Origin of the sequence: Photobacterium marinum (genome assembly GCF_000331515.1) — a bacterium.
In the GTDB taxonomy this organism is placed as follows: domain Bacteria; phylum Pseudomonadota; class Gammaproteobacteria; order Enterobacterales; family Vibrionaceae; genus Photobacterium; species Photobacterium marinum.
Genome location: NZ_AMZO01000041.1, coordinates 16,402 through 28,993, shown reverse-complemented (window position 1 = coordinate 28,993; position 12,592 = coordinate 16,402). Strand labels below are relative to the sequence as shown.

Annotated in this window: 12 protein-coding genes and 4 tRNA genes; 7 read left to right on the top strand and 9 right to left on the bottom strand. The window is 49.3% G+C overall.

The window, feature by feature from the left end; all coding sequences use genetic code 11:
* Positions 1-47 precede the first annotated feature (47 nt).
* The 9 genes from C942_RS22500 to lolB all read right to left on the bottom strand — a co-directional run bounded on the left by C942_RS22500 (position 48) and on the right by lolB (position 5,220).
* Positions 48-124, bottom strand: a tRNA-Met gene (locus C942_RS22500).
* A gap of 47 nt (positions 125-171) precedes the next feature.
* A tRNA-Gln gene (locus C942_RS22495) sits at positions 172-246 on the bottom strand.
* Positions 247-292: 46 nt separating this feature from the next.
* A tRNA-Leu gene (locus C942_RS22490) sits at positions 293-377 on the bottom strand.
* Between the two features lie 32 nt (positions 378-409).
* Positions 410-486: transfer RNA gene (locus C942_RS22485), tRNA-Met, on the bottom strand.
* Positions 487-792: 306 nt separating this feature from the next.
* Positions 793-1,884 (bottom strand): redox-regulated ATPase YchF, encoded by a 1,092-nt coding sequence (gene ychF, locus C942_RS22480; RefSeq protein ID WP_007470740.1) that lies wholly within the window; start codon positions 1,882-1,884, stop codon positions 793-795.
* A 100-nt stretch (positions 1,885-1,984) separates the two neighbouring features.
* Complete coding sequence (gene pth, locus C942_RS22475) at positions 1,985-2,575, bottom strand: aminoacyl-tRNA hydrolase (RefSeq protein ID WP_007470739.1); 591 nt, start codon at positions 2,573-2,575, stop codon at positions 1,985-1,987.
* A gap of 150 nt (positions 2,576-2,725) precedes the next feature.
* Positions 2,726-3,673: a ribose-phosphate pyrophosphokinase gene (locus tag C942_RS22470; RefSeq protein WP_007470738.1), complete on the bottom strand. Its 948-nt coding sequence runs from the start codon at positions 3,671-3,673 to the stop codon at positions 2,726-2,728.
* Between the two features lie 32 nt (positions 3,674-3,705).
* On the bottom strand, positions 3,706-4,581 hold the full coding sequence (gene ispE, locus C942_RS22465; protein ID WP_007470736.1) for a 4-(cytidine 5'-diphospho)-2-C-methyl-D-erythritol kinase: 876 nt from the start codon (positions 4,579-4,581) through the stop codon (positions 3,706-3,708).
* Positions 4,582-4,584: 3 nt separating this feature from the next.
* Positions 4,585-5,220 carry a lipoprotein insertase outer membrane protein LolB gene (lolB, locus tag C942_RS22460; protein ID WP_007470735.1) on the bottom strand — a complete coding sequence of 212 codons (636 nt, stop codon included), beginning with the start codon at positions 5,218-5,220 and terminating at the stop codon, positions 4,585-4,587.
* A gap of 306 nt (positions 5,221-5,526) precedes the next feature.
* Between lolB and hemA the strand changes: the two genes are divergently transcribed.
* The 7 genes from hemA to C942_RS22425 all read left to right on the top strand — a co-directional run bounded on the left by hemA (position 5,527) and on the right by C942_RS22425 (position 12,456).
* Complete coding sequence (hemA, locus tag C942_RS22455; protein ID WP_007470734.1) at positions 5,527-6,789, top strand: glutamyl-tRNA reductase; 1,263 nt, start codon at positions 5,527-5,529, stop codon at positions 6,787-6,789.
* A gap of 51 nt (positions 6,790-6,840) precedes the next feature.
* Complete coding sequence (prfA, locus tag C942_RS22450; RefSeq protein WP_007470733.1) at positions 6,841-7,932, top strand: peptide chain release factor 1; 1,092 nt, start codon at positions 6,841-6,843, stop codon at positions 7,930-7,932.
* Complete coding sequence (gene prmC, locus C942_RS22445; RefSeq protein WP_007470732.1) at positions 7,932-8,780, top strand: peptide chain release factor N(5)-glutamine methyltransferase; 849 nt, start codon at positions 7,932-7,934, stop codon at positions 8,778-8,780. Before prfA ends, prmC begins: the two co-directional genes overlap by 1 nt.
* A gap of 13 nt (positions 8,781-8,793) precedes the next feature.
* On the top strand, positions 8,794-9,174 hold the full coding sequence (locus C942_RS22440; protein WP_007470729.1) for a SirB2 family protein: 381 nt from the start codon (positions 8,794-8,796) through the stop codon (positions 9,172-9,174).
* 2 nt (positions 9,175-9,176) lie between these two features.
* Positions 9,177-9,986 (top strand): SirB1 family protein, encoded by an 810-nt coding sequence (locus C942_RS22435; RefSeq protein WP_007470727.1) that lies wholly within the window; start codon positions 9,177-9,179, stop codon positions 9,984-9,986.
* 68 nt (positions 9,987-10,054) lie between these two features.
* A complete protein-coding gene (kdsA, locus tag C942_RS22430; RefSeq protein WP_007470725.1) occupies positions 10,055-10,909 on the top strand; it encodes a 3-deoxy-8-phosphooctulonate synthase in 855 nt (284 codons plus the stop codon).
* A 290-nt stretch (positions 10,910-11,199) separates the two neighbouring features.
* Positions 11,200-12,456: an aromatic amino acid transport family protein gene (locus C942_RS22425; protein WP_007470723.1), complete on the top strand. Its 1,257-nt coding sequence runs from the start codon at positions 11,200-11,202 to the stop codon at positions 12,454-12,456.
* Positions 12,457-12,592: the final 136 nt, after the last annotated feature.

The following is a 12,592-nucleotide window of genomic DNA, read 5'->3' as shown; positions in this document are numbered from 1 at the left end:
TTCCGCCACTTCCGCATATTTTACATCATCCCGACAAAAAGGGATGATGGTGGCTACGACGGGATTCGAACCTGTGACCCCATCATTATGAGTGATGTGCTCTAACCAACTGAGCTACGTAGCCATTTTTAAGGTTGCTGACTATACACGATAATCAACACCTTGAAAAGGTGGCAGGGCTACCTGGATTCGAACCAGGGGATGACGGGATCAAAACCCGTTGCCTTACCGCTTGGCGATAGCCCTACAGGATGCTCTTTCTAAGAGTCATCTCTTAACGAAGAAGAGATAATGGTGCGGAAGGAGAGACTTGAACTCTCACACCTTGCGGCGCCAGAACCTAAATCTGGTGCGTCTACCAATTCCGCCACTTCCGCATATTTTACATCATCCCGGCAAAAAGGGATGATGGTGGCTACGACGGGATTCGAACCTGTGACCCCATCATTATGAGTGATGTGCTCTAACCAACTGAGCTACGTAGCCATTTTGTCTTTCCCAACCCCGGTCTTTCTTAGTGACCGTTGTCTCGGGAACGGGGCGCATTATGCTCATCCCAGCTAATAGCGTCAACAGTTTTTTTTAATATCTTCAGAAAACACGTTTGTTCGCTTGATATTTGGGCGAAATGGGCGAATGCCAAACTGATATTCTTATTTTTAGGCCTAATTCACTGGGTTTGAAGGGGTTGCACTCTTTTCGCTTAATTGTCAGAGAGATAAAAAATAAGCCAGCAACATGGCTGGCTTACTTACTTTTGTCTGTTATTTGCCTTGTTGGGCAGTTGCAGAATTAAACGTTGAAGCGGAAGTGAATTACATCGCCGTCCTTAACGATGTAGTCTTTACCTTCAAGACGCCATTTACCGGCATCTTTCGCACCGCTTTCACCTTTGAATTCGATGAAGTGGTCGTAACCGATAACTTCTGCACGGATGAAGCCTTTTTCGAAGTCGGTGTGGATCTTACCGGCAGACTGTGGTGCAGTTGCACCTACAGGGATAGTCCATGCACGTACTTCTTTAACACCAGCTGTGAAGTAGGTCTGCAGGTTAAGCAGTTCATAGCCAGAACGGATCACACGGTTCAGGCCTGGTTCTTCAATGCCCATGTCCGCAAGGAATTCTTCACGGTCTGCATCGTCAAGCTCCGCGATTTCAGATTCGATTGCCGCACAAACAGGAACAACTACTGCGTTTTCTTTCGCAGCGTGCTCGCGAACCATGTCCAGGTACTCGTTGTCTTCGAAGCCGTCTTCGTTAACGTTCGCGATGTACATGGTTGGTTTCAGCGTCAGGAAGTTCAGGTAGCTGATAGCTGCAAATTCTTCTTTTGTCAGCTCAACAGAACGTGCCATACCACCTTCTGTCAGTGTCGGAAGCATTTTTTCCAGTACCGCGATTTCGAATTTAGCGTCTTTGTCGCCGCCTTTTGCGCGCTTTGCCTGGCGCTGGATTGCACGCTCACAGGTATCAAGGTCAGCCAGTGCCAGTTCAAGGTTAATCACCTCGATGTCATCCAGCGGGCTGATCTTACCAGCAACGTGAACGATGTTGTCGTTTTCGAAACAGCGAACTACGTGGCCGATTGCATCTGTTTCACGGATATTTGCCAGGAATTTGTTACCCAGACCTTCACCTTTTGATGCGCCGGCAACCAGGCCTGCAATATCAACGAATTCCATTGTGGTAGGCAGTACGCGTTCTGGATTGACGATTTCCGCCAGTGCATCCAAACGCAGATCTGGCACTGGTACAACGCCGGTGTTTGGTTCAATAGTACAGAACGGGAAGTTCGCAGCTTCGATACCCGCTTTTGTCAAGGCGTTGAATAGTGTGGACTTACCTACGTTTGGCAGACCGACGATTCCGCATTTAAAACCCATGGTTTGAAACCCTTTTGGTGATGATTCGGTGAAACAACTATGCCAATAGCGATAATTTAGTACCGCATGGGCAGAGCAATATTATATTAGAGTGAGTACATTATTCAGCTTTGAATGAATGTAGTCGGTTTTGCGCTTTGTTAAGGCCATCTTTTAGCAGGATATCCATGCAGCGAACGGCTTCATCAACCGCAGCATCGATATTGTCCTGCTCTTTAGCCGGCGCCTTGCCCAGGACAAAGCCGGACACTTTGTTTTTGTCGCCCGGATGGCCGATGCCAACACGAAGGCGGTAGAAATCTTTGTTATTGCCCATCTTGCTGATGATGTCGCGCAGGCCGTTGTGTCCACCGTGGCCGCCGCCTTTCTTGAACTTGGCCACGCCCGGTGGCAAATCCAATTCATCATGTGCAACTAAGATCTCTTCTGGCTTGATCTGGAAGAACTTAGCCAGAGCCGCCACAGATTTACCTGACAGGTTCATAAATGTGGTCGGGATCAACAAGCGAAGATCGTGGCCGTTAGCCTGGATCCGGCCGGTCAGGCCAAAGTATTTTGATTCTTCCCGTAGGCTGATGTTATGCACTCGGGCAAGTTCTTCTACTACCCATGCTCCCGCATTGTGGCGGGTTTTAGCATATTCGGCGCCAGGGTTAGCCAGGCCAACTAATAGACGAATATTGTTACTCACGCTGGTCTCTCAAGTCTTAGGGGGCTTAAAACGCGCGATATGTTATACCAAACCGCGCCAGATTGATATCACTGGACGCAAAACGCCCCGCAGATTGCGGGGCGTCAGGATGTTTTGCTGCTGTCAGTTCAGGTCGACAGCATGAGCAGATTAGTGCTCGAACATCGCAGAGATTGACTCTTCGTTGCTGATGCGGCGAATAGCTTCAGCCAGCATGCCAGACAGAGTCAGGACAGATACCTTACCGGTATCAACCATCTCTTTAGACAGGGTGATAGAGTCAGTTACGATCACTTCGTCGATCACAGATTCTTTGATGTTCTTTGGTGCGTTACCTGAGAATACCGGGTGAGTTGCGTAAGCGAATACACGCTTAGCGCCACGTTCTTTTAGTGCTTCAGCTGCTTTACACAGTGTACCACCGGTGTCGATCATATCGTCAACGATGATGCAGTCGCGGCCTTCAACGTCACCGATCAGGTGCATTACCTGAGAAACGTTCGCACGTGGGCGACGCTTGTCGATGATAGCGATATCTGTGTCATCCAGTAGTTTAGCGATAGCGCGTGCACGAACCACACCGCCGATATCAGGAGAAACAACAACTGGATCTTCCAGGCTTTTCTCTAGGATATCTTCCAGCAGAACAGGGCTACCGAATACGTTATCTACAGGAACATCGAAGAAGCCCTGGATTTGCTCTGCGTGAAGGTCAACAGTAAGAACGCGGTCAACACCAACGTTAGAAAGGAAATCGGCAACAACTTTTGCCGTAATTGGCACACGGGCTGAACGGACACGGCGGTCTTGGCGGGCATAGCCGAAGTAAGGGATTACAGCGGTAATACGTCCTGCAGAAGCACGGCGAAGTGCATCGATCATTACAACCAATTCCATTAGGTTGTCATTGGTTGGCGCACAAGTTGATTGAATGATGAATACGTCGCTACCACGAACGTTCTCATTAATCTGAACACATACTTCACCATCGGAAAAGCGGTTAACTGTAGCGTCCCCTAGTGAGATGTAGAGACGGTCAGCGATGCGTTGGGCTAGTTCTGGTGTGGCGTTACCAGCAAACAGCTTCATATCAGGCACGGTGGAAACCTCAGGTTGCGTCCAAGTTGTAGTTACTGACTATCCTTAGAATTTGCGTGCAAGGCTGTCAAAAGAGGAGATGTGTTGACACCTTTAGCGACGAATCCTTGGAGCCAGCCAGGTAAATTTTTCAGTGTTGCAATGGCCTCTTGATGAGTGCTAAATTCAGCAAAAACACAAGCGCCAGTGCCGGTCAATCTTGACGGCGCGTATTCTAACAGCCACGAAAGCGCCTTATCAACCTTAGGGTGCAGTCTTCTAACGATTTTTTCGCAATCGTTTTCGTAAACCCCCGCCAATAGTGCTTCCAGCGACCTTTTTTCCGTGTCACGGGTGAGTTCCGGATGGGTGAAAATATCAACAGTTGCAATGCTGACGTCCGGTTTTGCCACTAAATACCACTTTTCTTCAGGCTCTGCCGGCTGCAATTCTTCCCCGACACCTTCGGCAAATGCGCTGAATCCGCGAACGAAAACCGGCACATCGGCACCGAGTTTTAGGCCGATTTCTGCCAACTCATCAACACTCAGGTTGGTTTGCCAAAGGTAGTTGAGGGCAACCAGTGCTGTTGCTGCATCGGATGAACCGCCACCCAGACCACCGCCCATCGGCAGAATTTTATCCAGATGAATGTCCGCACCGGCTGTGATCCCGGCTGCGCGGCGTAGGGCATCGGCTGCGCGGTAGATCAGGTTATCCTCTGTTTTAACTCCTTCGATAGCAGGAGACAGGTTGATTACACCAGAATCATTGGCGGTGATGGTCAGGGTGTCACTGTGCTCAAGGAACTGAAACAGAGTCTGTAATTCGTGGTATCCGTCTGGGCGGCGACCAGTAATGTAAAGGAACAAGTTAAGTTTGGCCGGTGCCGGCCAGTGGGTTGTGCGGGTGATCATAGTGTTGCTCATGCTTTATTGTTGTTCCGGTATTAGCCAGTCATTGATGACGAGGGTAATTTTAACCTGGCCTTGTGACAGTAGCATGCGGGTGGGTAGGGCCGGCGTCACAGACGTGTCGTATCCGTTGTAATCAAGCTGCCACAGTTGATCATCAATCTGTTTGGCCAGGTAGGCGACCCGGTTTTCGCTGTTGAGCTGATAGGTATCTGCGGCAGTCGGCAGGCCAATCAGCCAGTCACGCATTTGTTCGACCGGCAGGTTAATGTCAGTTAGCTGGCGAATAAGGCTTGAAGCATCAGTACCGCGGTGTATTGCACCGTCGTGCGAAACAAGAGTGACGCGAACCGGAGTTGCATCAAGTTTCAGTAGGGTTTTCCCAAGGAAGTTGGTTAGTAGTAAGTGGTCTGCTTGTGGTGACGAACGCCATACCAGATTAGCACCGAAACGCTGTTTTCCCCGGTAGCCCAGTTTACCTTTGGCCTGGTATTGATTCAGTTGTTCCAATGATGCCTGATGAGTCTCCCAGTCAACCGTCGGTACATTGACTGGTTGGGTTGCACACCCGGCCAGGGTTGAGAGAAGAAAAACGCCCCCCAGCAGTTGCCGGACCGGACGTGAAAACCGATCTGAAAATGAGAACGATGGCATAATTTATGGTTATCTTGTGGGTTTAGGCAAACAATAGCGAGATTTGAGCCATAATACCAACTACAACAATGAATTGCTCATGTTGTTGCAGTGAAGAATTGATATCGGGGCATCATTGGTACTGCGTGAAATCAGGCGGAACATTGTTTTGTGGGCACTGTTTTCGTGGGGAATTTATGGTGTTCAAACCTGTTTGATAAGTCAGTAATGCCAGATTGATTGCGTTAGTTTCTTTAATTACGGTGGGGCATCAAGTAAAATCGCGCCCTGGATCTTTTTCACCGGCGAAGTTGGTACACCGTCTCCATGACATTGCTTGCATTAGGAATAAATCATAAAACAGCTTCGGTCGAATTGCGCGAACGTGTTGCATTTCCACCGGAAAAGCTGAAAAAGGCATTGCAGCAGTTAGAAGCCCACCCGGAAGTAAACAGCGGCGTTATCGTCTCTACCTGCAACCGAACAGAGCTTTACTGTGATGTGACACAGACCGGGCCGGGGATCCTCATTGACTGGTTGAGCCAATTTCACGAGCTTAGTGCTGAAGAGTTGATGCCAAGCTTGTATTTTCACGAAGAGCAAGCGGCAGTACGACACTTGATGCGTGTTGCTTGTGGTCTTGATTCTCTGGTGCTTGGTGAGCCTCAGATTTTGGGCCAGGTCAAGCAGTCCTACTCTGACTCCCGTGACCACGATGCGGTCCACGGCATGTTGGAAAAACTGTTCCACAAATCATTTACCGTGGCTAAGCGGGTGCGTACGGAAACTGATATCGGCGGTAATGCTGTATCGGTAGCCTTTGCCGCTTGTACGCTGGCCAAGCAAATTTTTGAATCCCTGTCTGATGCGACCGTCCTGCTGGTCGGTGCTGGTGAAACTATCGAGTTGGTTGCCCGTCACTTGGTCGAGCAGGGATGTAATAAGCTGATTGTGGCAAACCGAACCAAAGAACGCGCGGCTAACCTAGCGCTGGAATTTGGTGCGGAAGTAATTGGTTTGCCGGATATCCCTGACCATCTTCAACGAGCTGATATCGTGATCAGTTCAACAGCCAGTCCGTTGCCGATTGTCGGTAAAGGGATGGTTGAGAAAGCCCTCAAAGCTCGCCGCCATCAGCCAATGCTGCTGGTTGATATTGCCGTTCCGCGCGATATTGAACAGGAAGTCGGTGAGCTTAACGACGCATATCTGTATACTGTCGATGATTTGCACAGTATCGTTGAGAAGAACCGTGAGCAGCGCAAAGTCGCTGCGATTCAGGCTGAAGCCATAGTCAGCGAAGAGAGCGCCGCCTTTATGAGCTGGCTTCGCTCGCTTGAAGCGGTTGACAGCATTCGCCAGTACCGCTGTTATGCCGAGGAAATTAAACAAGAGTTGCTTAACCGTGGCCTTCAGGCGCTGGCAAACGGTGGTGAGCCAGAGAAAGTTTTGACAGAGTTAAGTAACAAGCTGACCAATAAACTCATCCATGCCCCGACCCGGGCAATGCAGCAGGCAGCCCATCATGGTGAGCCGGAAAAACTGGCGTTGATTCGTGAAAGCCTGGGTCTGGAGTCGCAAAAAAATTAATATCAGGCGCGCTGTTGCGCTGCCATTACCGGAACACAATTTAAGTCGATTATGAAACCGTCTATTTTAGTCAAACTAGAAACGCTGGTTGAGCGTTACGAAGAAGTTCAGCACCTGCTTAGCGATCCTGATGTGATCGGTGATCAGGATAAATTCCGTGCGCTTTCCCGTGAGTATTCACAGCTGGAAGAAGTAACCAAGTGTTTCCAGGCTTATCAGCAGGCCAAAGAAGACCTGGCGACAGCTGAAGAAATGATGGCGATGGAAGACGATCCTGACATGCGTGAAATGGCGCAGGAAGAAGTTAAGGAAGCTAAGTCTGAAATCGAGCGTCTGGCAGATGAGCTTCAGGTTCTTCTGATCCCGAAAGATCCGAACGATGAGCGTAACTGTTTCATCGAAATCCGTGCCGGTGCGGGTGGTGACGAAGCGGGTATCTTTGCCGGTGACCTGTTCCGTATGTACAGCAAGTATGCGGAAAGCCGCGGTTGGCGTGTAGAAGTGATGAGCGCCAATGATGCTGAGCATGGCGGTTACAAAGAAATGATTGCCAAAGTGAACGGTGAAGGTGTTTACGGTACGCTGAAGTTTGAATCAGGCGGCCACCGTGTTCAGCGTGTACCTGCAACTGAATCCCAGGGCCGTGTTCACACTTCTGCCTGTACTGTTGCGATTCTGCCTGAAATTCCAGAAGCAGAAATTCCGGAAATCAACACTGGTGATCTGAAGATTGATACTTTCCGTGCATCAGGCGCGGGTGGTCAGCACGTAAACACCACGGACTCAGCTATCCGTATTACTCACTTGCCAACCGGTATTGTGGTTGAGTGTCAGGATGAGCGTTCTCAGCACAAGAACAAAGCGAAAGCGATGTCTGTTCTGGCGGCTCGTATTATCAAAGCGGAAGAAGAGAAGCGTCATGCTGAAGAAGCCAGCACACGACGTAACCTGCTAGGTTCGGGAGACCGCTCTGACCGTATCCGTACTTACAATTATCCGCAGGGCCGTGTTTCTGACCACCGTATTAACCTGACTGTTTACCGCCTGAACGAAGTGATGGAAGGTGAACTGGACTGTCTGCTCCAGCCTGTTCTGCAAGAGCACCAGGCCGATCAGTTGGCGGCGATGGCTGAGCAAAATTAATGTCACTGAGCATTGAAATGCTGTTGCGGCAGTCTGCCGCACAGCTAGCTGATGCGGGCTCTGAAAGCCCGCAAATTGATGCGGCAGTTCTGCTGTGTTTCGTGCTGGATAAACCGCGCAGTTACTTGCTGACCTGGCCGGAAAAGACTCTCGACACTGAGCAGCAGGCTGCGTTTGATGTGGCATTGCAGCGTCGCTTGGTCGGTGAACCGGTGGCATATATTGTCGGTGAGCGTGAATTCTGGTCATTGCCGCTGAAAGTTGCGCAGCACACCTTAATTCCGCGCCCTGATACAGAGCGTCTGGTTGAGTTGGCGCTGGAAAAAATTCCGGCGGAACCATGCTCGGTGCTGGATCTCGGGACAGGTACAGGAGCGATTGCGCTGGCAATTGCTTCAGAGCGTCCGGATCTGCAGGTCTCCGGTATTGACCTTCGTCCTGAAGCTGCACAACTGGCTCGTGATAACAGCGAGAATCTGCAAATTACAAATACCCGTTTCCTTTCTGGAAGCTGGTACAGCCCTTTGACTGTCGATGAACGTTTTGCTGTTATCGTCAGCAACCCGCCTTATATTGATAAAACCGATCCCCACCTTGAACAGGGCGATGTGCGTTTTGAGCCGAAAAGTGCCTTAGTGGCAGATGAAAACGGCCTGGCTGATATTCGTATTATCAGTGAACAGGGGCGTCAGTTCCTGCAACAGGGCGGTTGGCTGCTGATGGAGCACGGTTTCGAGCAGGGTGAGGTAGTAAGGGATATTTTACTGGAACTGGGATATAGCCAGGTCTCAACAGCACAGGATTATGCCGGCCTTGACCGGGTAACCATGGGCTGCTGGCAAGGATAGAGAGAACTAAAATATGTACGCTGCGTTTAAACACCTTCACATGACAGCCATTGCACTGAGTGTTCTGCTGTTTGTCGCCCGATACCTGATGGTAATGGCTAACTCGTCGCTGATTGAGAAAAAATTTCTTAAAGTCACGCCGCATGTCGTGGATACGTTGGTGCTGTTGACCGGTATTGTGCTGATTTTCATGACCGGTTTTATGCCGTTTACTGAATCCGGAAGCTGGCTGACGCAAAAGCTGAGCTGTGTTCTGGCTTATATTGCTTTGGGCTATTTCACTTTGCACCATGGCAAAAACAAGGTGTTCAAGACCTTTGCCTTTCTGGGCTCGCTTGGCTGGGTGATGGCCGCCGCAAAGATTGCTGTGACTAAAACATCATTTCTGGGGTAATCATGTTACGTTTTACTGATGAAGAGCTGGAACAAATGCCGCTGGTGGAAGGTGCGCTGGAAATGACAGCCGCTGTTAAACCTGCGTTTCCGGCTGGCTGGGTACGTATCCAACTACGGAAGCTTGCTCAGGAAGCTGAACAGGCATTGATGGATGAGCTGAATCCGCATCTGCGTCTGGAAGGCTTGATCCGTCTGTTTTACCGCGAGTGGGGATTCCACGGTGACCATCAGCAGTATTTTTCTTCCGATAATGTTTTTCTGGATAAAGTACTGGAACGTAAGAAAGGGATCCCGGTAAGCCTGGGGGCTATATTCCTCTACCTTGCCCGACACCTTGATCTACCGGTGACCAGTGTCGGTTTTCCGACTCAGTTTATCCTTAAGGTTGACTGGTATGATGGTGAGCAGCAATACATTAACCCGTTTGACGGGGAGTTCCTGAGCAAGCATACGTTGCGGGCATGGTTGAAAGGCCACCGCGGGCCGTTTGTCGATCTGAAATCTTCGGATATGGATACTGCGGAAAACAGCGATATTCTGACCCGCTGGCTGACGGTAATGAAGAGTGCTTTGCTTAGAGAAGAGCATTTTGCCGATGCTCTGCGATGCAGTGATATGGTGCTGTCTTTCCGCCCTGGCGACCCGCATGAAATTCGCGACCGTGGCTATATTTACCAGCAGCTCGAATGTAGCCATGTGGCGGCAATGGATTACGAGTATTTCATTGAGCAGTGCCCGGAAGATCCGGCAGCTGAGCTGCTGAAATTACAGGTTGAGGCTCTTCACGAAGAGCCTGTTACCCTACACTGATTGTTGGTGATACATTCAGGGGCAATAGCAATACTATTGCCTCTCTTTTTAGAATGAGAAGAGAAGATATGATGGAACAGAAAGTTGTTCGAGTTGGTGATATTGACGTTGCCAACGATAAGCCGTTTGTCCTGTTTGGCGGTATGAACGTACTGGAATCTCGTGATCTGGCAATGCAGATCTGTGAGAAGTACGTTGAAGTGACTGACAAGCTTGGCATTCCTTACGTATTCAAGGCGTCATTCGACAAAGCAAACCGCTCTTCAGTTCATTCATACCGTGGTCCGGGCATGGAAGAAGGCCTGAAGATCTTCCAGGAGCTGAAAGACACTTTCGGTGTGAAGATCATTACCGATATCCACGAGCAGTACCAGGCTCAGCCTGTTGCTGACGTTGTTGACGTGATCCAATTGCCGGCATTCCTGGCGCGCCAGACAGACCTTGTTGAAGCAATGGCTAAGACTGGTGCTGTGATCAACGTGAAGAAGCCTCAGTTCATGAGCCCTGGTCAGGTGGGTAACATCGTTGAAAAATTCGCGGAGTGCGGTAACGAGCAGGTAATTCTGTGTGAGCGTGGCGTTCTGCATGGTTACGACAACCTGGTTGTGGATATGCTGGGCTTTGATGTGATGAAGAAGGCTTCTAAAGGCAGCCCGATTATCTTTGATGTGACTCACGCCCTTCAGTGTCGTGATCCGCTGGGTGCGGCATCTGGTGGTCGTCGTGAGCAAACTGTTGATTTGGCTCGTTCCGGTATTGCAACTGGTATTGCCGGCCTGTTTATGGAAGCACACCCAACACCGGATCAGGCTCGTTGTGACGGCCCATCTGCATTCCCGCTGGATAAACTGGAGCCGTTCCTGGCGCAGATTAAACAGCTGGATGATTTGATCAAAGGCTTCGAACCGATCGACATTAAATAATCGGATTTATCCCGAAAAGCCAACAGCCCGGCAGGTTTACCTGTCGGGCTGTTTGTTTTTTGAGCAAATCTATAAAAAATAAAAAAAATGAAAATCGTAAAAATTTAGTGAATCTATCTGCTTATTGCGGTTTTGGTGGAGATATTCATTAGCCATTCCAATATCACTGGACCATATACCTAGGCGTGGCGCAGAATGAGAGCGATATCTTTGTCGGTTCATTTGTGAGTATTTAATTCTGCATCTGTATACTCAGTGCCGAGTAAAATTTCGTAGATGTAGGGTGTGACGTGTCATTATCTCATGATATACCTCTGGGTAATACAGAGGAGACAGTTTCTCGCTGGACTAAACACGATACCAGCTGGATGTTGAGCTTATTCGGTACTGCTGTCGGTGCCGGTATTTTGTTCCTGCCAATCAATATTGGAGCCGGGGGCTTTTGGTCTCTGCTGATTATGGCCGTACTGGCAGGCCCGATGACATTTCTTGCCCACCGCGGTCTGGCCCGTTTCGTTCTGTCTTCATCCAAGCAGGATGCCGACTTTACCGATGTAGTAGAAGAGCACTTCGGTGCCAGCGCTGGTCGCCTGATCTCTCTGTTGTATTTCCTGTCTATTTTCCCGATCCTGCTGATTTACGGTGTGGGTCTGACAAATACAGTCGACAGTTTTATTGTTAATCAGCTGGGTATGGACTCGCCGTCTCGCATCATGCTGTCTGGCGTGCTTGTGTTCGCCATGATTGCGATCATGATGGCTGGTGAAAAGGTGATGTTGAAAGCCTTTGAAGTGATTGTTTACCCGCTGGCTGCGATTCTGGCTGGTCTTTCGTTCTACTTGATCCCGAACTGGCAGATGCCGGATCTGGCTATTATGCAGGACTGGCAAGGTTTCTCCGTGACTTTGTGGTTGGCGATTCCGGTAACTGTGTTTGCCTTCAGCCATGCTGCGGCGATTTCCAGTTTTGCTAATGTACAGCGTCGCCATTACGGTAAAGAAGCCGGTCAGAAATCGGAACAGATCCTGAAGCGCACTTCAATCATGCTGATTTCATTTGTTCTGTTCTTTGTCTTCTCATGTGTATTAAGCCTGAGTCCGGAACAGTTGATGGAAGCGAAAGCGCAGAATGTATCCGTACTGTCGTACCTGGCAAATGTTCACAACAGTCCGTTTATCATTACATTGGGTCCGTTGATTGCTTTCATCGCGATTTCATCTTCATTTCTTGGCCACTTTATGGGCGCAAGGGAGAGCCTGAACGGTATGCTGCAGAAGCAGGTGAAAATGGCACCGGGTAAGTTGGATAAGCTGGGTATTGCTTTCATGTTCTTCGCAATCTGGTTTGCTGCGGTAATGAACCCGAGCATCCTGGGGATGATGGAAGCCTTGTCCGGCCCGGTAATTGCGATGATTCTGTTTATCATGCCAATGCTGGCAGTATATAAAGTTGATGCCCTGAAAGAGTACCGCGGTAAATTCAGTACTTACTTTATTCTGTTTGCTGGTTTACTTGCTGTATCGGCAATCGTATTTAGTTTGATCTGATTTACTTAAAATCCGTGATAAATAAAAGAGGCTCGCCATTGTGGTGAGCCTCTTTTATTTGAATGTCTGTCCCGTCTTGAGACAAAAATAAAGGCGCTCTCAGGTGGAGCGCCTTTTGATTTTGAATTGTTGATCC